Below are 20,683 nucleotides of genomic sequence, written 5' to 3' on the forward strand. Positions count from 1 at the left end.
TGAGTAGACCTGTCTGTCTAATCTATTGCGAGGAACTAGACAGACAGGTCTACCCAATGCTCTGGACGGGAATGGTCATGACGAATCCCTCGGTCGTCCCGATGTCCAAACCGGCCCGCACGCCGGACGCGGCGCCCGCCGGCCCCGGATCCGCTGCCATACCCGCTGCCATATCCACTCGGGGCCGGCGGCTGCCGCCGAACGTGGCGCTGTACGTACTCGCCTCGATCACCATCTCGTTCCTGGCGGCCTCCAGCGCACCGACTCCGCTCTACGCGGTCTACCAGGCGGAATGGGGCTTCGACCCGATCACCACCACCGTGGTCTTCGGCGTCTACGCGGTGGCCGTGCTGCTCGGGCTGCTCATCATGGGCAAGCTCTCCGACCATGTCGGCAGGCGGCCGGTGCTGCTGGCCGCGCTGGCGGCGCAGGCCCTCTCCATGGTCGTGTTCGCCACCGCCGACGGGGTGCCTGCGCTGATGGTCGGCCGGATCGCGCAGGGTCTGTCGACCGGTGCGGCGCTCGGCGCGATCGGCGCCGGGATGATGGACATCGACCGGCCGCGCGGCACGATCACCAACGCGGTCGCCCCGGGCATCGGCACGGCGACCGGCGCGCTGGTCTCCGGGCTCGTCGTCCAGTTCCTCCCCGCACCCACGCATCTGGTCTACCTCGGGCTGCTGGTGGTCTTCGTGCTCCAGGCCGTCGCCGTCGCCCTGATGACGGAGACGGTGACCCGCAAGCCGGGGGCGCTGGCGAGCCTGGCGCCGGAGATCAAGCTGCCGCGTGCCGTACGCCGCCCGATGCTGGTGACCGCGCCGGTGCTGTTCGCCGTCTGGGCGCTGGCCGGACTGTACGGGTCGCTCGGCCCGTCCCTCGCACGCCGGCTGACCGGTTCCGGGTCCGAAGTACTGGGCGGGCTGAGCCTGTTCGTGCTCGCCGGGGTGGCCGCCGTCTCCGTACTGGTCCTGCGCAAGGCGGCGACCCGGACGGTGATGCTCACCGGCATCCTCGCGCTGATCGCCGGGGTGGCCCTCACCCTCGCCTCGATCCGCGGCTCCTCCCCCACCGGCTTCTTCGCCGGCACCGCCCTCGCGGGCGTCGGCTTCGGCAGCGGCTTCCAGGGCGGCATCCGCACGGTCATGCCGCTGGCCCGGCCGCACGAGAGTTCCGGGGTGCTGTCCCTGCTCTTCGTCGTCTCCTATCTGGGGATGGGCGCGCCCACCGTGATCGCCGGGTTCCTCGTCGTCCACGCGGGCGGACTCGCCGCCACCGCGCAGGAGTACGGCGTCGCCGTGATCGTCCTCGCGGCGTTCGCGCTGCTCGGGCTGGTGCGCGGCGGCCGGGACGGGGCGGCGGTCCTGCCGGGCGGGCGGATCGGCGGCAGCGCCTGAGGGGCGGCCTCGGACCGGGGCATAATATAGACAGATCTGTCTGAAGGAGTGAACGTCATGGCGAGTGTCCCGAGCACCGCGAAGCCGTCGGCGCGCGAGCGCCTGCTCGCCGCCGCCGACGAACTCTTCTACGCCGAGGGCGTGCAGAGCGTCGGAATCGACCGGGTCATCGAGCACGCGGGCGTGGCCAAGGCGTCGCTGTACAACACGTTCGGCGGCAAGGAGCAGCTCGTCCGGGCCTACCTCGACACCCGGCACACGGCCACCGCCGACCGGATCACCCGGGCCGTCGCGGAGCACGACACGCCCCGCGAGCAGATGCTCGCGGTCTTCGAGTCCCAGGGACGGCAGTTCGACCGGCCCGACTTCCACGGCTGCGCGTTCATCCGCGTCGGCGCCGAGGCCAGCCCCGGCGGACTGGTCCAGGAAGCGGCGGACAGCTTCCGCGGCTGGATGCGCGGACTCCTCACCAGTCTCGCCGCCGAGGCGGGCGCCGCCGACCCCGACGCCCTGGGCCACCAGCTCCAGATCCTCTACGACGGCGCCGGCATCTCCGCCCTGATGGACCACCACCGCTCAGACGTGGCCGCGGCCTCCCTCGCCGCGGCCAACGCCCTGATCACGGCGGCCACGGGCGCACCCGCCGAGGCATGAACGCCGCCCGGCACACCCGCGGGCCCCGACCGCGAGCGTGACGGCGATCAGCCGGCCGGCCGCGGGGCCTCCCAGGCTGCCGCGCACAGGGACTCGGCCACGGCAGCCGTGTAACGGGCGGCCGCGAGCCAGTACAGGGCGAAGCCGTCCGTGTCGGCGGGCAGGAGGCGGCCGAAGTGGTCCCGATCGCGCCGGGCCGCGGAGGCGCACAGGGCGGTCAGCAGCCCGGCGGCCGTGTGGAGGCCCGCGCGGCTGATGCGGCGGGTCTCGGCGGTGACGTCACCGAGCATGCCGAGGGCGGCCCGGCCCGCCGGGACCGTCTGTTCGACCCGGCGCTCCAGGAGGTACAGGGGCGAGTGCGCACCGGACTCTCCGGGCCGGGGCGGGGCGAGGTGGACGGGGGCGGCCGGGTCCGGGAGGTCGGCGCGGCGCAGACGGTCGAGGCCGAGGTCGACCGTGCCCTCATGGGTGGGGTGCGAGCAGGCGAGAAGGGTGAGCCGGGGGTGAAGGGCGGGTACCAGGCGGCCGATGATCCTCAGCCGGGTGCCCGGCGCCGCGGCCAGCAGCATCAGGTTGTCGCGGTGGGCCAGCGCGGGATCGTCGTCGGCGACGGCGAGCCGGACGTGAAGGCCGCCCTCGCACCGCGCGAGCAGGCAGGTGCCGCCGGACTCTCTTACGGCGCCGAGAAGTTCGACGTCCAGGAAGAACAGGTCGCTGCCGCCGCCGTCCGGGTCCGCGTAGCGGGAGGTGGACCGCAGGGCGCGGGCGGCCTGTTCGGACGACGGTGTCTCCCACAGAGCGGCGAGCGGAGGCTCCGTCCACGCCGCGCCCCGGGCGGTCACGGCCTTGACCCCCTTCCCGGCCCCCAGTCTGCCGTCCGGTGAGACCGTGGCCCCCGAGACCGCCAGACCGGCCCGGCCCAGCTCCCGGTGGGTGAGCGCGCTGTCCCCGAGGCGCACCGCCCGGTCGGCCACGCCCAGAGCGCGCCCGACGCCGCCGGGCGCCACGTCGCCCACCGTACAGAGGCGGCCGTCGGCGCCGGCGACCCAGGTGCGGACGCCGCCGTGCCCCGAGTCCGTGACCACGGGTTCGGTGAACAGTCCGTACAGGCGCAGAGCACCGTCCGGGCTGTACGGGCGGCGCGCCCGGCCCCTGACGGCGGCCAGCTCGGCCCCGGACGCCGCTCCCACCCGGTGTGCGGTGCCCAGGAGTTCGGCCAAGGCGGTGACGAGGTCCGCGGTGCGGTAGGACGGGTCCCCGGCGCGGGCCGCGCGCAGCAGCGTGACGACGGACAGCGCGGCGCCCGCGGCGCGCGGCAGCTGCCGGAGCCTGGCGGTGTGCGCGGCACGGAGAAGGGCCGCCTGGGTGACGGCACCGGCCCCGTCGACACCGGCCTCCAGTACGGCGGCACCCGCCGCCCACAGGGCCTCGGCCGCGCCACGCTGGGCGGGGCTCGCCACCTCCGGCGGGGCGGCGGGGACGGCGGCCGGGGCGGGCGCGTGGTTCGTTACGGGGGCGGGGCCCGTCACGGAGGCCGGGTCCGTTGCCGAGGCCGGGTCCGTTGCCGAGGCCGGGTCCGGCGCGGGGGCGGCTTCCGGGGCAGGCTGGACCTGCCGGTCGACGGTCTCCGTCACCGGGTCCGCCACGGGGGCGGCGCAGGCGGCGGCCGCGCGGTGGACGCATGCCGGGGCGAGGAGGCAGCCGCAGGTGATGGCGTCCGACGTCGCCACCGCACCGCCCGGGGCATGCAGGCGCAACTCGGTCTCGTCGTCGACCTCGATCGTCACCGTGTCCCCGTCGCGGTGTGCCGGACGGGCGCCGAGTCTGGTGACCGCGGCGTCAAGCCGCTTGCGCAGCCGGGGCGAGAGGTCCTCCACCAGCGTGGCCGTGACCTCCGGCGCGACAGGTGGCAACTGAGCGGCGGTCATGCGGTCTTCTCCCCTATCCAGCGGGCCAGTTCGAGCGGGCTGAGGGCCGCCACGGGCATCCCGGCGGCCACGAGCTGACCGGCGACGCCCGTCGAGTAGCGGGGCCGGCCGGCGTCGTCGAGGCTGGCGCACCCGAGGACGTGGCAGCCGGTGTTCACCAGGGCCCGCACCTCGGCCAGCAGTCCGCCGAGCGGCGCGCCCTCCTCGAAGTCGCTGATCACGACGACGAGTGTGCGCGAGGGCACCTCGATCAGGCTGCGGGCGTGCCGCAGCCCGGCGGCGATGTGCGTCCCCCCGCCCACGCTCACCTCCAGCAGGAGGGAGAGGGGGTCGTGCACATGGCCGGTGAGGTCGACGACCTCCGTGGAGAAGGCCAGGAAATGGGTGCTCAGGGTCGGCACCCCGGCGAGCACGGAGGCGGTCAGCGCGGACCAGATCGTGGAGACCTCCATGGATCCGGAGACGTCGGTGACCAGGATCAGGCGCCAGTCGGCCGACCGGCGGGCGCGGCTGCGGAACACCGGCTTCTCGGGGATCACCCGGACCGTTCCGTCGGCCGTCCTGCGGGCGGTGGCCAGGTTGGCGCGGAGCGTGCGCGGCAGGTCCAGCCTGCCACCAGGGCGGCGGGTGGGCCGGGCGGTCATCGCGCCGGTGAGGGCGGGGCGCAGCCGGGTGGCGAGCTGCCGGGTCAGTTCGTCCACCAGACGGCGGACCAGCGGCCGGAGCGCCGCGAGGCGGGCCTCCGGAAGGCCGCCGGCGTACCGCAGGATCGTCCTGAGCAGTTCCACGGAGGGGGTGGCGGCGGTCGGGTCGAGTTCGGCGAGGACGTCCTGCCGGCCTGTCCCGGCCGCGGCGGCGAGAACCTCCTCGCGGATGCCGGGGCCGAACAGCGCGGCCAGTTCCTCCGACCACTCGCGGACGCCGGGGAACGAGGGTTCCCGGCCGCCGCCCGAGCCGCCACCGGGGCCGGGCAGGCCGCCCCGGGATCCCTCACCGTGTCCCGCGCCGTAGAGCTCGTCGAGAGCGGTCGCCAGGCGGGCGGCGCCGGACGGCAGCCGCTCCGGGCGCCGGCCGAGCACGAGCCGCCACCGGTCGGCGGGCGCGAGGGTCCGCGTGGGGGCGGCCTCGGTGGTGGGCGCGGGGGCTGTCCCGGTGGTGGCTCCGTCGGTCGGGTGCGCTGCGGCGGGGCGGTCGACGGGCGGCGGTGGGAGGCGGTCGTCGTGCGCGGGCGGCGGGACGGGCAGGCCGAGGCCGGTCAGGAGCTCGCGTGCCGCGAGGTCGGCGGCCGTCCGGCGGGCCAGCTCCAACGGATCGTCCGCGTCGAGGCCGTCCACCCGTTCGCCCAGCCGCTCCTCGACGGTGTCCAGCAGCCGGTCCCGGGCGGCCGGGCTCAGGGTGTCGAAGCCACCGCGCAGGGCCGGCAGCCGGGCCAGGAACGCGGTGTCGTCCAGCTCGACGACCCGGTGCAGCAAGGGGTCCAGGGCGCCGGCGCCGACGGTCAGAAGGGGGCCCGCCACCGTCAGGACGCCGGTGAGGCGGGCGGTGAGCGCGGCCCGGGAGGCACTGTCCACGGCTCCGTCCACCCAGCAGGCGACGCGCCCTCCGAAGCTCTCGGCCTCTTCGTGGCCCGTGAGCACCCTGACCGCTCCGGCGGCCGCGGCGATCAACGGCGTCCCGTCGGCGGCCAGCCGGGCGAGGGCGTCGGTGAGCCGGATGCCGCCCACCCGGTCGGCCCGCTGGGACAGTTCGAGCAGCGCCCGCGCGTCCCCGGGCTCCTCCGAGCCGGTCAGTCCGTCGACCTGGCGGACCGCGGCGGAGGTCAGGAGTTCGGCCGCGTGCGCGGTGCGGGCGGCACGGGCGGCGACAGTGGCGCCCGGGGCCGGGTGGCCGTCGGAGGGGGCCAGGCCCGGCAGGTGGCCGGCGTCGATGCGGTCCAGCAGGTCGAGTCCGCCCAGGAGTTCGGGAAGGGTGCCGCTCGCGGGGAGTACGGACGCCAGTTCCGTCAGCCGTTCCTCGGCCAGGGCGGGGAGCCCGCACTCGGCGGCCTCCGTGAGGCCCCGGACGACCTGGGCGGCCGTCGGCCCGTCCGCCGCGCGCTCCGCCGCGTGCCGCTGCCGCAGCACGCCCTCGGCCGCCTGGACCGGGGTGACGCCACGGGCCCCGGCCGCGGTGAGCATCGCGGCCGTCGCCGGGGTCCACCGCACCTGCCAGCGCGTCGTGAGACCCTCGGTGCCCGCCGCGCCGGTCACCCGCTGCTCCTGCGCGTAGGGGATGCCGCACACCGTCAGCCTGCGCAGCAGCAGTTCGCGGCGCCCGTCCAGGGTGGAGCGCGCCGGGTCGAGCCGGAGGTCGCGCGGTGTCTTCTCGTGCGCGTCCTGCGGACCGGGGAGGGAGAGCGCCGCCGTCGCGGCCTCTACGGCGGGGGCCAGTCCGCTGCGCGGGGCGGCGGGCGCGGGGCGTCCGGTGCGGGTTCCGACGAGTACGCGTTCGAGGGCCAGGGCGACGGCGCGCCCCGTGCCGTAGGTCTCGCCGCGCCCCAGCACCGTCTGCACGGCCTCCAGGAGTTCGCCGCGGCCGGGGGCGGGCAGGTCGCGCAGGCGGGCCAGGTCACCGGCGACCCGGACGATCTCCCGTCCGTCCGCCGGGCCGTAGGGGTGGCCCTGTTCCCGCAGGGCGGCGCAGACGCGGACCGCGGTGCGGATCAGCGCCTCGTGCAGCGCGGCCGGGTCCCCGGCGGCGTCCAGGACGGTGTGCTGCCACTCCGGGTCCCGGATGCCGGCCGGGTAGCCGGACCGCGAGTCGAGCAGCGGGTACGTGTACGGGATCAGGGAGACCGTGCAGGCGTCCGGTACGGGGTCGTCGGTGGTACCGGGATCCCCCGCGACCTCAGGGACCCCGGGATCCGCGGTGGCCCCCGCAGCCCCGCCGGCGGACGGCAGCAGCGCCGGGGTGTGGAAGGCGCCCACCACCACGGCGGGCCGTTGCCCGCCCGCCAGGGCCAGCGCGATGTGGCCGCGCATACACGCCTCGCGCGCCAGGTCCGTACGGTCCGCCCCGCCCCGCGCCTCGGACTCGTGGCGCAGCGCCCATCCGGTGAGCAGGGCCGCGCGGCGGAGCGCCTCGGGTGCCGAACCCGGGGCGAGGGTCTCCACCAGCCGGTCCCACAGGTCGTCACCGTCCCGGCCGGTGAGCCGGGACCTGAGCGCGTCGGACAGCCCGAGCCCCTCCGCCGGCGTGGGTACGGAGCCGGCGCCCGGGACCGGGGCGGGCGCGTCCGGACCGGCACCCGCCCACGCCCGGTCGGCCAGCGGCAGATCGCAGGCCACCGCCGGGACCCCGTTTCTCGCCGCCCAGCGCAGCGCGGCCAGTTCGGGCGAGAAGTCCGCGAACGGGTAGAAGGCGGGCCCCCGTTCGTCCGCCGGACCGGCTGCGGGCACGGCGGCCAGCGCCACCGGGGCCTCGGTCTCCTCGTGGGCGAGCCAGCCCAGCCAGGGCTGGAACTCGGCGGGCAGTTCGACGAGGAGGACGTCGGGGGCCGCCGCGTCCAGCAGGGCCGGGAGGGCGGCCGCCAGCGAGGGCGCGTGGTGGCGCACCCCGATCAGGAACGGCGACCCGGGTCCGGTCGCCGCGAGGGCCGCCACCGCGGCCTCCGGAGTGGCGGGCCCGGCCGCCGTGGACCGCGCCGGGAGGACGGCGGTCTCGGGGATGGTCGACTCGCTCATCCGTCAGTTCTCCAGCACCGAGCGCAGGTCCCACAGGGCACGCCAGGTGGCCGCCCCCTGCTCCGCCCGCCTGCGCACCGGCCCGTCCCAGTACCCCAGCAGCCGTGCCGCGTCGGCGGGGTCGTCCTTCCTGACGACCCCGAGCAGGTGGCCGGGCAGGAGGGAGAGCACATCGCGGTCGCCGGGGAAGTAGGCGGCGGCCAGGCCCAGGGCCCCCGCCACGGAGACCGCCTCCGCGGTGCTCATCACCGTGGAGGGGCGCTCGACCTCCCAGCCCTCCGCGGAGCGGCCCTCGCGCAGGTCCCGGAAGGCGGTGACCAGGGCTTCGAGGACCGCGTCGTCCACCTGGAAGGCGGCGCCCACGCGTTCGACGGCCGCCCGCGACTGGCGCCGGACGAGCGCGGTCTCGGCGTCCACGTCCCCGATCGGGCCCACGGTCTCGAAGTTGAAGCGCCGCTTCAGGGCGGCGGACATCTCCGAGACGCCCTTGTCGCGCAGGTTGGCGGTGGCGATGAGGGTGAAGCCGGGGGCGGCGTGCACCTGGGCGCCCTCGCCGCCCGCGAGTTCGGGGACCGCGATCCGCCGCTCCGAGAGCAGCGACACCAGGGCGTCCTGGACCTCCGGCAGGCAGCGGGTGACCTCCTCGACGCGGGCGACGGCCCCCCGGGTCATCGCGGCGAGCACCGGGGAGGGCACCAGGGCCTGCTGGGTGGGGCCCTGGGCGAGCAGCAGCGCGTAGTTCCAGCCGTACTTGAGCTGGTCCTCCGTGGTGCCGGCGGTGCCCTGCACGGTGAGCGCGCTGGTCCCGCAGACGGCCGCCGACAGCAGCTCGGAGAGCATGGACTTGGCGGTGCCGGGTTCGCCCACAAGCAGGAGCCCGCGCTCTCCGGCAAGGGTGACCACGCACCGTTCGACCAGGGCGCGCTCACCGACGAACTTCTGCTCGATCACCAGTCGGCGCGGCACCCCGGTGCCCGACCGGGCGCCCTTCGGCAGGCTCAGTGCCTCGCCCGCGCTGCCCATCACGAAGGCGACGACGGCGCGCGGGGTGAGCAGCCAGCCGGGCGGGCGGGGCCCGGAGTCGTGGGCGGCCAGGAAGGCCAGCTCGGTGGCGTACCGGTCCTCGGGCGGGGTGACCTGGCGGTGTTCCCGGCCGGTCGCCGCCGCCCGGTCCGGGGCGCCGCCGGACGTGGTGGTGGTGTCCACGGTGGTGGTCGTGGTGTCGTTCGTCATCGGCGGCGGCCCTTCCGGGGTGCGCGGGTGTCCAGTTCTTCGAAAGCCGGGGCGTCGCCGCCGCGGACCCGTGCCCAGGCGGCTGCGAACAGCTCGGGCACGGGGAGGTGGGGCATGGTCCTGGCAGAGCCGTCCACGGGGTACAGGCGTTCCTTCCAGGTCTCCAACGGGAGCCCGGGGGCGCCGCGTTCGAGCCAGCCGCAAGGGAGGAACAGGGTGCGGCCGGCGCGGGAGCGCTTCGCCTCCACGACGAGGGCGGTGGCGGCGAGCTCGGCGCGGGCCTTCTTGATCCGGGCCGGCTTCCACTCGGTCCAGCGGACGCAGTTGCGGTCCGTCGGGTCGGGCAGGGCGAGCAGCATCAGGTAGAGGGCGGCGGCGTCCACGCTCAGGCCGAGGGTGTCGGCGGCCTCAGCCACCAGGTCGGGCACCGCACGCGTCGGGTCCTGGGCCGGGTGGTGCGGGGAGCCGTCGGGGGCGCCCGCAGAGGCCAGCGCGTCGGTCTCCTCGCCCAGCAGTGCGCGCAGGGCGAGGAGATCGACGGTGCCGTAACCGCCGACGGTGCCCTCGACGAGGCCGAACGCCGGGTCGTCGGGGCCGGTCAGTCCGGCCGAGCGGATCAGCAGCTTCTCGCTGTCGCCGTGGCCGGGGGCGAGGAGCAGCGCCGTGCCGGCCCTGACCAGCCCGTCGGGCCCGGCGCCGCCGGACTCGGGGAGCCCGTGGGCGGCGCGGATCGCGGGACCGATCGAGTGCCCGGACTCCGTCCAGTCCAGTCCGAGGTCCAGCACCAGGCCGGGGTCGGCGAGGCGGCCGCGGACGGCCGCCAGCCCCGTGGGCAGGTGCGCCCGCAGCGGATGCCCGTACGGCAGCGTGTAGGCGAGGGTGCGCAGGGCGGTCAGGGCGGTTGAGACCGCACCGCGTGCGCCCACCCGGCGCAGGGCCGGGCGGCCGCTGCCGTCCTCGACATCGGTGCCGTGGCTGAGCCAGGCCCGGGAGCCCGCGTTGAGGATCAGGTCGACGGCGCCCGGCGTGGTACCGGACAGGTCGAGGTCCAGTTCCTCCGGGACCCGGACGAGGGAGGCCAGGCGCTCCCGCCAGACCTCGGTGGCGGCGGGCACGTCGGGGCCCGTGGACCACAGCTCCGCCGGGTCTGCGGGCAGCAGTGCCTGGAGCAGGGCGTGCCGGTCGTCGCGGGGCAGGGCGTTCAGTCTGCCCTGGGCCGCTTCGAAGGCACGCGTCTTCACCCCGAGCAGCGCGAGCGCCTCCGCGCCGGGCTCCTCGACGGCCGCGGAGAGCAGGGCGAGGGACTGGAGCGCGCCGATTCCGGTGGCCGTGTGGAACGCCTCCGCGGCCTCCGGACGCCAGGGTGCCGGGCCCTGCTCCCGTACCAGGGCGATGAGCCGGGTGAGCCGGTCGCGGGCGATGCCGTGCCGGTAGACGTGCTCGTGGTCCAGGGTGAAACCGGAGACGGGGCCGAAGGCACCGGTCGGGTCGTGGTCGAGGGCGAGCCAGCGTTCCGCGTCGCTCCGGTAGTTCCGGCCCCGGTTGGCGAGGATCACGACGGTGCGGGCGCCCTTGCGCAGCACCTGGCCGAGGCGGTGCACGGCCTCGGGGCGTCCCGGCCGGGATGTCGCCACGGCGAACGGCTCGACGAGCTCGACCTGCCGTACCGTGCCCGCAGGCTCGGCCAGCGGGCCCGCGGCGAGGGTCTCCAGGAGTACGAGGAGCCCGCTGCGGTGCTCGGGGGAGGTGGTCGCGCAGGCGGCCCGGTAGGCCAGTTCGGGCAGGTTGTCGAGGAGGGAGGCCCAGGTCAGGGCGTCGCTGGGCACGGTGTACTCGTCGCGCTGCCAGCCGTCCGCGGAGGTGAACGGGACCTTGGACGTGATGGCCGGACCGAACGCCGGCTCGCCGCCGAGGATATGGTTGACGGCGAGGATCTGCCGGATCACGGTCCACCGCTTCCCGGCCCCCCACCAGCCGCCGCGCATCCGCTCGGAGTCCCAGGCGGAGGCGGTCTGCAGGGTCGTGTCGTCCCCGTGCTCGGGCTCGTGTTCGAAGAACATGCCCTGGACGCGCGCGGTGTTCCGGGACGTGGCCGGCTGCGCGGGCTCGGGCGGTTCCAGGTACCGGGCGGCCGCGGCGGCGCGGTCCACCGCGTCCCGGACGACGGCGGTGACGCCCGCGAGGAGCCGTGCGTCGGACACCTCGGGCAGCACCCGGGCCATGGCCTCCTCACTCAGCTCCCGCGCCGAGGGCCCGGTGTACTCCTGGGCGGCCCGGAACGCCTCCAGGTGCCGGGCGACCGCGGCGGCGACCACCTCGAACAGCTCTCCCGCCCGGGAGTCGGTCAGGTTCCGCAGGGCGGTGGAGCCCCGCTCGTCCCTCGGACGCAGCGCGTGCCAGTAGTCGACGGGAGGCACATACGGGGTGCCCGCCGCGTCGTTCCCGCCGGAGGAGCCGGTGGGGACGGACCACAGGCTGCCACCCGCTCCGTCCGCGTCCGCCGGGTGCGCCGCGACGGAGCGGTGGTAAAGGGCCACCAGGGGCCGTGACCCGCCGGGCAGGGTGAGCGCGCCGAGCGGCACCGGGGACCCGCCGTCGGGCAGCGGGTACGGCAGGGTGACCGTGTGGCCGTCGGGGGTGCCGGCGACGATCCGGTGCCCGTCGGCGGGGGCGGCCGTGCCGGGCTCGGTGGCCGTGCTGCGGACCCAGCGGCCGAGGACGATGCCGTCCGTACCGAACGGGGTGTTCTCCAGGCCGGGTTGGAGGGGTAGCACCTGACAGTTCTCGGTGAGCAGCCGGGTGCCGTCCCGCACCCCGGAGCGGAGGAAGGCGGGCAGGGACGCCCGGCCGTGCGTGCCGGCGGCCGGATCGTATTCCAGCCACACCCGCTGCGTGCCCTGGTGGCCTTCCCGCCAGTGCCCTGTGCCGTCGGAGATGACGGCGCGCTGCGGCGGGAGGGAGGTGTCGCCCGCGTGCAGGGCCTTGCCTCCGGTGGCGCGGCCGCCGCCGGGCAGCGGCAGGCAGACGTCGTCCGAGGGGCCGGAGCCGCCCCAGCGGGGTATCTGCTCGCCGCCGACGGTGAAGGGCTCGGCGGGGCGGTGCGACCAGTAGCCGCGCGGCTTGCCGTCCTCCCACCACATGACCAGCAACTCGCCGTCGACGTAACGGAAGGCGAGCGACCGCCAGTGGTCGACGGTGGCGGGCAGCCGCAGGGTGTGCCGCAGCAGTACGCCTTCCGGGCCGACGACTACGGCCCGTTCGAGCGTGTTCAGGATCAGCGCGGGCCAGGCGCCGGTGACACCGACGTCCTCGGAGCGGCGGCCCCGCCGCTGCACGCCGGCGGATTCGGCGGCCAGTTCGGCGTAGGCCGTATCGAGGGCGGGCCAGCCCAGTTCGTCGAGGACACCGGTACGCAGGGTGGCCGCGAGCAGCGGCACGACCTCGTGCCCCCTGAGGAGCCGCACGGCCTCCGGGGCGACGTCCGCGACCACGGTGCGGAACAACGAGAGCCTGTTGAGGGCGGCTTGCAGCCCGGGGAGGCCTCGCGCGGCCGTGTACTCCTCGGCGCAGGCGGTCAGCCACTCCCGCAGGATGCCGGAGAGCACGGGGTGCGCCGCCAGCTTCGCCAGGCCGGCGTCGCTCAGCCGGCGGCCGTACCCGTCGCCGAGTTCGCCGATGGTCCGGCGCAGAAGGGCGCGGTAGGCCGGCTGTTCGGAGACGGCGGTGAGGTCCCGTGCGCCGGGCGCGGTGTCGGTGAGCCAGGAGCCGAGCGGGACACCGGGGCCCTGCCTGGTGCCCGCTTCCCGCTCGTCCGGTTCGGCGACGGGGATGCCGGAGCCCAGGCAGAGGTCGAGGAGGTCCAGGTCGGCGTTGCGCTGCCAGCGGCCCTGGAACAGTTCTACGGGGCACCCGTCGGCGCGCAGCCGGTCCGCCATCCGGGCGGCCAGGTCGAGGGTTCCCGAACTGCGGCCCGCCGTGGCCCGGTTGCGCCGGCGGTGCGCCTCCCAGCGGGCGAGCCAGTCCGCCGGGGAGACGAACGAGACGGACGCGGCGGAGTCGGCGGGGGCGGCGGGGGCGTTCCCCGCTGTGTCCGGGAGGCCGGTCAGCAGCTCCTCCGCGCCGGACTCGGCCAGCAACGCGAGCCAGTCGGCTTCGCCGGCCTTCTCCCGGTCGTCCTCGCTGAAGGTCTCCGGGAAGAAGCCGAGGAGCCGGGCCCGTACGGACGCGTCCTGTCGGGCGAGGCCGACGATCGCGGAGCGGTAGGCGGCCCAGAACGAGGCGGGGGCGCGGACGACTCCCGGGGCGGCGATCAGATCGGCCACCAGCTCGCGTTCTGCGGCCTCCCGGTCCAGCCCGGCGGCCTTCACCAGCGCGCGCACGTCCTGCGGCAGCGCCGCGTACGGGGGCATGCCGGCCGCGCAGCGCTCGACCAGCAGCCGGCGGAACTGCGCCCAGGCGTCCGCCGGTTCGAGCCGGGCCACCAGGTCCCGCACGTACTGCCGCAGCGCCTTGACGGTCAGCGCGCCGGCGAAGGCGAACTCCAGGAAGACGGCCCGCTGCCGGTCCTCGTCCACGACCAGCCCGTGCACCCGCTCGGCCTCGCGGGCCTTGCCGAAGAAGGAGGCGGCGTAGCTGGTGTTCTCGGCCTGGAGGAAGAGGCGCGCGACCTGCTCGTAGTAGGTGGGGAGGAAGTGGGGTACGGCCCGGCCGAGCCGGGTGCCGAGTGCGTCGAAGCCCTCCTTGGCCGCTCCGGCGCGGGTCCTGGCCTGCCGGCCCAGCCGCTCGATGTCCTTGACCAGGGCCAGGGCGTGGTGTCCGTTGGCCGGGTCGTTGACCAGCGCCCAGGCGGGGAAGCCCAGCGCCTCGCGGCGCACCTGGCCGACGACGGGGGCCTCCTCCGACCGGGCCAGCCCGAGGAACTCCAGGGCCAGGTCCTCGGCCTCACCGAGGGTGCCGGGCACGAGCCGGACCACGGTGCGGTCGCCGAGGGCGCTGTGCGTGTAGGTGCGGGCGGTCAGCGCGTCGGCGTCGTCCCGCTCCGTGGTGCCGGCCGGGAGGATCGCGCCCGCGTCCAGCAGGGCCGCCGCGCGGGCCTCGGCCACGGGGCCCCGGGCCTGCGTGGGCAGGAACGCCTCCGCCGCCGCCGTCGTGTCCATGTGGGTGTTCGTGTGGGTGTTCGTCGTCGTGGTGCTCATGCCGCCCGCTCCTCGTCCGCCACGTCGCGTCCGGCGTAGAGCGCCGCCGCCATGCGCATACCTTCGGACCACGCGACGGGGCCGACCTCGGCGGCCGTCAGCGCGCGCCCCGCGGGGTCTGTCCAGCCCAGCGAGCCCGTCTCGGTGCCGTACTCGTCGTATCCGTCGTGCTCACCGATCCAGATGCGCGCCTCTGTGGTGGCGCCGTCCTCGACGACCGGGCAGATCGCGTATCCGCCGCGCGACCGGTATCCGAGCTGGGTGACGCGGCCGTGCAGGAAGCGCAGTTCCTTGAACACACCGCCGGCGTAGGTGTCCACGGACGTGGTGTCCGGGTCGAGGCCGGGCGGGCGGCGCCACACCTCGCGGAACAACTGGTCCACGTTCTGGCGCACCTCCAGTTCGACCGCGAACTCCCGCAGCTCGTCCAGGTCGTCGAGGAGGACGGGGTGCGGCACACTGACGACGTCCGGGGTGATGCGGACCGTGTCGCCGTCCAGGTCGACGAGGCCGAGGCCGCGCTCGGGATCGACATCACGCAGGAACCCGGCGACCCCGCCGTCCACGCCGGTGATCACCACGTCCCGCAGGGCCGTCTGCCACGCCGGGTCGGGCCAGACCCGGGCGAGCACGGCAGTGGGAACGGGAAGCGAACGCACCATCCACTGCTCGACGTCGGTCAGGCACTGGTGTGCGTGCTGCTCCAGCCACTCGGTCAGCTGCCGGAGTCCGACGACCGCCGGGTCGTCCTTCAATCTGGCCGGAACGGACTTCAGCCGCCGGCCCTTCCCATTGCGGCAGACCACCGTGCCCGCCTCCAGGGCGACTTCGTAGTCGCCCGCCGGAACCCACCCCATGCGCTGTTCTCCCCATCGTTCCGGACGGCCGCCGAACCGGCGGCACGCCGATGAAACCCGTCAGGGGCAACGCACCGTGACGAGTGGGAGAGACTCTAAGCGGCGCCTGTGACAACGAGCCCGGCACCTCCGTCCGATCAGCCGGCTCGCGGCGGGGCGGGGCGCGCTACCGGCCCGCAAGACGGGTGGTGAGGTCCTCGTCCGTGATCTCGCGGACCACCCGGCAGGGCGTCCCGAGAGCGACCGTCATCGGGGGATGTCGCGGCTGACGACACTGCCGGCGCCGATGACCGACCCGTATCCGATGCGCACACCAGGCAGCACCACCACGTTGCTGCCGATCCACACCTTGTCCTCGATGACGATCGGTCCGGAGAACCGCGCGAAGTCGACCCGGCGCGCAGGGTGCACCGGGTGTCCCGTCGTGGCCAGGGTCACGCCGGGCGCGATCATGACGCCGTTGCCTATGCGGATGTCCACGTCGTCGACGAACGTCAGATTCACGTTCCCGAAGAAGTCGTCCCCGATGTGGACGTTGCTGCCGAACGCGGCGTGGAACGGCGGCAGCAGCAGCACCGTACGTTCCCCGACCGAACCGAGGATCTCGACGAGCAGCGAGCGGCGTCTCTCCTCCTCGCGCGGCGGTGTGTGGCTGTAGTCGAAGATCTGCTCCGCCCGCCGCTCGGAGTTCAGGGAAGCCGCTTCCGACTCGGTGTAGATGAGCCCTTCGGCGATCCTGGCGAGCACTTCGTCCTCATGCACATGCGTCACAGCGGGACGTTCCCTTCATCCATCTGTTCCAGTACTTCGGCCTGCTTGGCGTACTCCCGGGCGATCGCCGCGTTCGGGGCGATCGACTCCGCCGTCCGGTATACCCCGGCCGCCTCACACGCGCGGCCGAGTCGGCGCAGCGCGTCCGCGCGGACCGCGGGCACGGCGTGGTTCCCGGCCAGCTTCTTCGACGTACCGAGAGCGTCCACGGCGTCCAGCTGCGCCTGAGGGCCCTGGTGCATCCCGACCGCGACGGCGCGGTTGCGCTCGACCACCGGGTTCGCGCGCAGGGCGAGGAGCCGGTCGTACCACGTCACGATCGCCGCCCAGTCGGTCGCGGCCGCGGTCGGGGAGAGGGCGTGCTGCGCGGCGATGGCCGCCTGGAGGGCATAGGGGCCGCCCGCCCCGACGGCCTCGCGGGCGAGGGCCACGCCCTCCGCGATGAGGGCGTGATCCCACCGGGTGCGATCCTGCCGGTCCAGCGTGACCAGCCCGCCGTCGGCGTCGAGCCGGGCGGCGCGCCTCTAATGCTGGAGCAGCAACAGCGCGAGCAGCCCCCGCGCCTCCGGCTCGTCCGGGGCCTCGGCGACGACGAGCCGGGCGAGGCGGACGGCCTCCTCCGCGAGGCTGTCGCGCCGCGTGTTGCCGTCACTCGGTGCGTAACCCTCGGTGAACATGAGGTAGATGACGGCGAGTACCCCGTCCAGCCGTTCGGCGCGTGCGCCGGGCGGCGGCACCCGGTACGGGATGCCTGCCGCCGCGATCTTGCGTTTCGCCCGCAGGATCCGTTGCGACACGGTGTCCTCGCCCACCAGGAAGGCGCGGGCGATCTCGCGTGTGGTCAGGCCGCTGACGGCCCGCAGGGTCAGCGCGACCCTGGATTTCAGGGGGAGCGCCGGGTGGCAGCAGGTGAACACCAGCCGTAGCCGCTCGTCCCCGGGCGGCTGCGGTTCACGGGCCGCCTTGAGCGCGGCGACCTCGGCCAGCTTGCCGCGCTCGGTCGTCCGCCGGCGCCCTATGTCGAAGGCGCGGTGGCGGGCGGCGGTCACCAGCCATGCCCCCGGCTTCTGCGGCACCCCTTCCCGCTCCCAGGCCGGCAGGGCGCGGGCGAACGCCTCCTGTGCGCAGTCCTCGGCAAGCTCCCAGTCGCCGGTCAGACGCACGATCGTGCCGAACACGACGCCCCACTCGCCCCGGTACGCCTCCGAGAGCGCCGCCCGCACCTGTGCCGGCCCGGTGCTCACGAGAAGTCGCTCCAGAACTCGCGCAGTTCGACGCTCCCGGACCGCGCCATGGGACAGCGGGCGAGGTAGCGGACCGCCTCCTCCCACTCACCGTCCACGAACACGATTCCGGACACCTGTTCCGGTCCGTCCGTGTAAGCGCCGTCGGTGATCAGCAACTCCCCTTCGCGGCGGCGTACGAGGGTGGCGTCCTGGACGGGACGCAGGTGCTCACCGGCCAGGTAGCGGCCGGAGGCGAGGCCGTCGCGGACCCAGTCGGCCACCTCGGCGGGTTCCGGGGTGCAGGCGGGCGCGTCCGGGTCCGTCCGCAGGATCGCGAAGAAGCGGGAGGCGGGCGCGTCGCCCTCGTGCGGGACGTTTCCGGTGCCGGGTCCGAGATCGATCGGTTCGGCCGGCCGGATCTCGATGCGTCCCGCGATGGCCATCGGGTGCGAGGCGGCGACCTCGATCGCCTCGTCGAGGTCGGCGGCCTCCAGGAGGTCGTACCCGGCGATCTACTCGGCCGTCTCGGCGAACGGGCCGTCGGTGACCAGCACCCGGTCCCCGCGCACCCGGACCGTTCTGGCCTCCTCGGCCGGCTTGAGCGGCATTCCCCCCCGGGGTCCGGGGCGATGAACAACACGTACTTCATGACCGTTCTCCTTTCGGACGCTTCATGAGGACGACGAACGGCCTTCGCGGAATCCGACAACGCGGCGCGGATTATTCTTCCGGTTCAGCCCTGCTCCCCCGCCAGGGCCTTGATGGCGGGTCGGAGCAGTGCCGCGACGCGTTCGGCCGGGGCGTCCCGCAGCGGGGCCAGTTCGAGGAACTGGTGGCCGATGGTGATTCCGAGCAAGGTGGTGACGATCAGCGCGGCGCGCAGCTCGGGATCCTCCGCGGCGGGCAGGGCCGCACCGATGCCGTCCAGCTGGCTGCCGAGGGCGACGCGGACGTGTTCGGCCGCTGCCGGGTCGGTGAGCATGGACCGCATCATCGCCAGCGTGCCCTCGGGAAGGCCACCGATTTTCAGTCCGAGCGTGGCCAGCAGCTGATCGACGAGCTCGTCGGCGTCAGCGGTGCCCGACGGTACGGGGATTGCCTGCACGGCCTGGGTGAACAGTCCGCGCTTGGAACCGAAGTACTGCATGACCAGAGCCGGGTTGACGCCCGCCGCGGCCGCGACGGCGCGAATGGTGGTGCGCTCGAATCCCTTGGCGGCGAACAGCTCACGGGCACTGGCGAGAATGCGCGCCTCGGTGGACCGGCGGCGGTCGGCGCGGGACTGGTGAGGAGTGGACACCGATTTACTCTATGGTCGTTGACCGAGCTCTCGGCAGCTGGTGCGGCGAGAAGATCAGCGAGCGCCGAGCGAGGAGGTCGCTTCGGTGTCAGCGATGAGTTCGGGCGGTGGACCGAGTCTGCCCCGGTATGACTCGCACCAGCATCGGCGCTCCCGACTCCGTCTCTCCCGACGTCTCCGCCACAGGGCGGCCCCACCGCCCCGTCGGCGCCCAGGAGGTCTCCTTGGGCATCGAGTCGTTCGGTGAAGAGGACGCGCCACTCGTCCTGCTCGTGGGCGGGACGACCATGCTCTCCTGGCCCGACGCGCTGTGCGAGCGCCTCGCCGGGGGCGGGCGCCGCGTGGTGCGCTACGACCTGCGCGACAGCGGGGAGTCGACGACGGCGGACCCGCAGGCGCCCGCGCGGTCGCCGGGCGCGTCTGGGACCGCACACCGGGCTCCGCGCCGCCGGTCCACCTGGCCAACCAGCTGGGCCTGGTGTTCTCCAAACTCGACTGCACGCCCCGCTGGCGCGAGCGTCTGCCCGGGATCGCGGTCCCCGCACTCGTCGTGCACGGCCGCCGAGACCCGTTCTTCCCCGTCGGCAACGGTGAGGCGATCGCGCGCGGGATCCCCGGCGCACGGCTGCTCGTCCTCGACGGGGCGGCCACCGCGATCCCCGACGCGGCCGTCGACGAGGTCGCGGAGGCGATGCTCACGCTCGGACAGCCGGGGTAGCGGAGCGCGGGGATCAGCGCAGTCCGGCGAAGAGATCGTTCTCGGGCAGGGCAGCGCCGGTGGCGTCCTTGACGCGCACGAAGGTCTCCAGGCCCGTGAACTCGCCGAACCTCTCCTTGCCCATCTTGAGGAAGAAGATGTTCTCGCCCTGGCTGGCGTGCGCGGCCAGCGAGTCGAACTTCTGACCGCTGAACGCGGTGGTGTCCACCCATGTGGTGATCTCGTCGTCGGGGAGGCCGATCTCGGCCAGCGCGGCGGCCTCTGCGGGGTCCGGCTCCGGCATGTCCTCGCCGAACTCGCGCATGGTCTCCCCGAACCGCTGCATCGCCGAGCGGGGCATCGTCGTCCAGTACACCTTCGGGGTCAGCGAGGTCATCTCCAGCGCCGCCATCGTGATGCGGTTGGCCTGGATGTGGTCGGGGTGGCCGTAGAAGCCGTTCTCGTCGTACGTGACGACCACATCGGGCCGGTAGTGCCGCATGAGCTCCGCGAGCCCGGCGGCGCCCTCCGCCACGGGGGTCTGCCAGAAGGATCCGGGGGCCTCGTTGCTCGGCCAGCCCATCATCCCGGAGTCCGCGTAGTCGAGCATCTCCAGGTCGCTGATCTTCAGGACCTCGCAGCTGGCCTCCAGCTCCTTGCGGCGCATCGAGGCGACGACCGCCGGATCGTGCCCGGGGCTGCCCGGCTTGACACCCCCCGGTCCGTCACCGCAACCGCCGTCGGTACAGGTCACGAGAACCGTGCGGATGCCTTCCGCCGCGTAGCGCGCGAGGATTCCGCCGGTTCCGGTGGCCTCGTCATCGGGGTGGGCGTGCACAGCCATGAGGGTCAACGGCCGGTCAGTCATGGAAAAGTCCTCCTGCGGAAATACTTCTTCGTACGAGTGCGCGGCGGGTGTACCGCGGTCCAGGGGCCGTCACCCGGCGGGGCGGCCGACACTGCGGTCGCTGCGATTCCCCGCCCGTGCGGCGCCGGTCCCCCGGTGATGCAACCGCGCCGGCCGGACCGTCTGTTCCCGACGAGGGCCCACTGACCCAACTATGTGATCAACGTTTGAAAGCACCGACACGGTAAAGACGGTTCTTGACAGCGTCTCTATACGACTAGGTAGGAGAGGCATTATGGGCATCATTGCTTGGATCATCATCGGCTTGCTCGCGGGCCTCATCGCCAAGGCCCTGATGCCGGGCAAGGACCCGGGCGGCATCATCATCACGATGCTCATCGGTATCGCGGGCGGTCTGCTCGGCGGCTGGCTCGGCAAGGTGATCTTCGGCGTCGACTCCATCGACGGCTTCTTCGACCTCTCCACCTGGATCGCGGCCATCGTCGGCTCGCTCATCCTCCTCGTGCTGTACCGCGTCTTCACCGGCAACCGCCGCCACGCCTGACCCCGTACGAACGTCACCGCGCATCGGCTCCGCCCTCCCCGAGCGGAGCCGTTTCGCGCTCATGGCGGCAGCGGAGCCGCCCACTCACCGGCGGGCGTTCCGTCGACGTTCCAGCCGTACCGGCGTACGCGGGCAACGGTGGCCTCTTCTCCCGGAGGGGAGGGGAGGGCCAGCATGCGCGGGCCGGTCCGGGCACCCCAGTACCTGCCGTACAGGACGAGGGCCTCCTGCTCCCTGCCCGCCGCGTACGCAGATTCGGCCGCACTCTTCAGCGCCTGGATCTCGCCCTGCCGC

General features: G+C 74.4%; 12 protein-coding genes and 2 pseudogenes. 4 read left to right on the top strand and 10 right to left on the bottom strand.

Features of this window, described 5'->3' with window-relative positions; all coding sequences use genetic code 11:
• The first annotated feature begins 77 nt into the window (after nucleotides 1–77).
• The gene (locus tag RLT59_RS05385) at nucleotides 78–1,394 is read left to right on the top strand and encodes an MFS transporter (RefSeq protein WP_311302317.1); all 1,317 of its coding nucleotides are present in this window, start codon (nucleotides 78–80) and stop codon (nucleotides 1,392–1,394) included.
• 57 nt (nucleotides 1,395–1,451) lie between these two features.
• Entirely contained in the window at nucleotides 1,452–2,048 is a 597-nt protein-coding gene (locus RLT59_RS05390) for a TetR/AcrR family transcriptional regulator (protein ID WP_311302318.1), read from the top strand.
• 47 nt (nucleotides 2,049–2,095) lie between these two features.
• Here RLT59_RS05390 and RLT59_RS05395 read toward each other — a convergent pair whose 3' ends face one another.
• From RLT59_RS05395 to RLT59_RS05435, 9 genes and pseudogenes are all read right to left on the bottom strand, one after another.
• Nucleotides 2,096–3,976, bottom strand: a complete 1,881-nt coding sequence (locus RLT59_RS05395) for a hypothetical protein (RefSeq protein WP_311302319.1) — start codon at nucleotides 3,974–3,976, stop codon at nucleotides 2,096–2,098.
• Nucleotides 3,973–7,698, bottom strand: coding sequence for a vWA domain-containing protein (locus RLT59_RS05400; protein ID WP_311302320.1), 3,726 nt, complete (start codon nucleotides 7,696–7,698; stop codon nucleotides 3,973–3,975). The genes RLT59_RS05395 and RLT59_RS05400 overlap by 4 nt, the downstream gene beginning before the upstream one ends.
• Nucleotides 7,699–7,701: 3 nt before the next feature.
• Nucleotides 7,702–8,931 (bottom strand): ATP-binding protein, encoded by a 1,230-nt coding sequence (locus tag RLT59_RS05405; protein ID WP_311302321.1) that lies wholly within the window; start codon nucleotides 8,929–8,931, stop codon nucleotides 7,702–7,704.
• Entirely contained in the window at nucleotides 8,928–14,126 is a 5,199-nt protein-coding gene (locus RLT59_RS05410; RefSeq protein ID WP_311302322.1) for a hypothetical protein, read from the bottom strand. The genes RLT59_RS05405 and RLT59_RS05410 overlap by 4 nt, the downstream gene beginning before the upstream one ends.
• The gene (locus tag RLT59_RS05415) at nucleotides 14,123–14,983 is read right to left on the bottom strand and encodes a DUF4132 domain-containing protein (protein WP_311302323.1); all 861 of its coding nucleotides are present in this window, start codon (nucleotides 14,981–14,983) and stop codon (nucleotides 14,123–14,125) included. Before RLT59_RS05415 ends, RLT59_RS05410 begins: the two co-directional genes overlap by 4 nt.
• Before the next feature lie 166 nt (nucleotides 14,984–15,149).
• A pseudogene (locus tag RLT59_RS05420) lies at nucleotides 15,150–15,754 on the bottom strand (sugar O-acetyltransferase).
• Nucleotides 15,751–16,977, bottom strand: a pseudogene (locus RLT59_RS05425) (RNA polymerase sigma factor). Before RLT59_RS05425 ends, RLT59_RS05420 begins: the two co-directional pseudogenes overlap by 4 nt.
• A gap of 17 nt (nucleotides 16,978–16,994) precedes the next feature.
• Entirely contained in the window at nucleotides 16,995–17,423 is a 429-nt protein-coding gene (locus tag RLT59_RS05430; protein WP_311302324.1) for a YciI family protein, read from the bottom strand.
• A 290-nt stretch (nucleotides 17,424–17,713) separates the two neighbouring features.
• A complete protein-coding gene (locus RLT59_RS05435; RefSeq protein ID WP_311302325.1) occupies nucleotides 17,714–18,280 on the bottom strand; it encodes a TetR/AcrR family transcriptional regulator in 567 nt (188 codons plus the stop codon).
• 310 nt (nucleotides 18,281–18,590) lie between these two features.
• Between RLT59_RS05435 and RLT59_RS05440 the strand changes: the two genes are divergently transcribed.
• The gene (locus RLT59_RS05440) at nucleotides 18,591–18,998 is read left to right on the top strand and encodes an alpha/beta fold hydrolase (RefSeq protein WP_399124854.1); all 408 of its coding nucleotides are present in this window, start codon (nucleotides 18,591–18,593) and stop codon (nucleotides 18,996–18,998) included.
• A 13-nt stretch (nucleotides 18,999–19,011) separates the two neighbouring features.
• Here the strand turns inward: RLT59_RS05440 and RLT59_RS05445 are convergent, their stop codons facing one another.
• Entirely contained in the window at nucleotides 19,012–19,845 is an 834-nt protein-coding gene (locus RLT59_RS05445) for a PIG-L family deacetylase (RefSeq protein ID WP_311302326.1), read from the bottom strand.
• Nucleotides 19,846–20,119: 274 nt separating this feature from the next.
• On the opposite strand from RLT59_RS05445, the gene RLT59_RS05450 reads away from it, so the two are divergent.
• Nucleotides 20,120–20,389 carry a GlsB/YeaQ/YmgE family stress response membrane protein gene (locus tag RLT59_RS05450; protein ID WP_073735114.1) on the top strand — a complete coding sequence of 90 codons (270 nt, stop codon included), beginning with the start codon at nucleotides 20,120–20,122 and terminating at the stop codon, nucleotides 20,387–20,389.
• The last annotated feature ends 294 nt before the right edge of the window (nucleotides 20,390–20,683 follow it).

The sequence above is a fragment of the Streptomyces sp. ITFR-6 genome (assembly GCF_031844725.1).
GTDB lineage: Bacteria > Actinomycetota > Actinomycetes > Streptomycetales > Streptomycetaceae > Streptomyces.

Bases quoted from the DNA above. Each gene is read 5' to 3' on its own strand.
- RLT59_RS05415 (WP_311302323.1), bottom strand. From the start codon at position 14,983: ATGGGGTGGGTTCCGGCGGGCGACTACGAAGTCGCCCTGGAGGCGGGC.
- RLT59_RS05390 (WP_311302318.1), top strand. From the start codon at position 1,452: ATGGCGAGTGTCCCGAGCACCGCGAAGCCGTCGGCGCGCGAGCGCCTG.
- RLT59_RS05410 (WP_311302322.1), bottom strand. From the start codon at position 14,126: ATGAGCACCACGACGACGAACACCCACACGAACACCCACATGGACACG.
- RLT59_RS05395 (WP_311302319.1), bottom strand. From the start codon at position 3,976: ATGACCGCCGCTCAGTTGCCACCTGTCGCGCCGGAGGTCACGGCCACG.
- RLT59_RS05385 (WP_311302317.1), top strand. From the start codon at position 78: ATGACGAATCCCTCGGTCGTCCCGATGTCCAAACCGGCCCGCACGCCG.
- RLT59_RS05405 (WP_311302321.1), bottom strand. From the start codon at position 8,931: ATGACGAACGACACCACGACCACCACCGTGGACACCACCACCACGTCC.
- RLT59_RS05445 (WP_311302326.1), bottom strand. From the start codon at position 19,845: ATGACTGACCGGCCGTTGACCCTCATGGCTGTGCACGCCCACCCCGAT.
- RLT59_RS05450 (WP_073735114.1), top strand. From the start codon at position 20,120: ATGGGCATCATTGCTTGGATCATCATCGGCTTGCTCGCGGGCCTCATC.
- RLT59_RS05430 (WP_311302324.1), bottom strand. From the start codon at position 17,423: ATGGCCATCGCGGGACGCATCGAGATCCGGCCGGCCGAACCGATCGAT.
- RLT59_RS05400 (WP_311302320.1), bottom strand. From the start codon at position 7,698: ATGAGCGAGTCGACCATCCCCGAGACCGCCGTCCTCCCGGCGCGGTCC.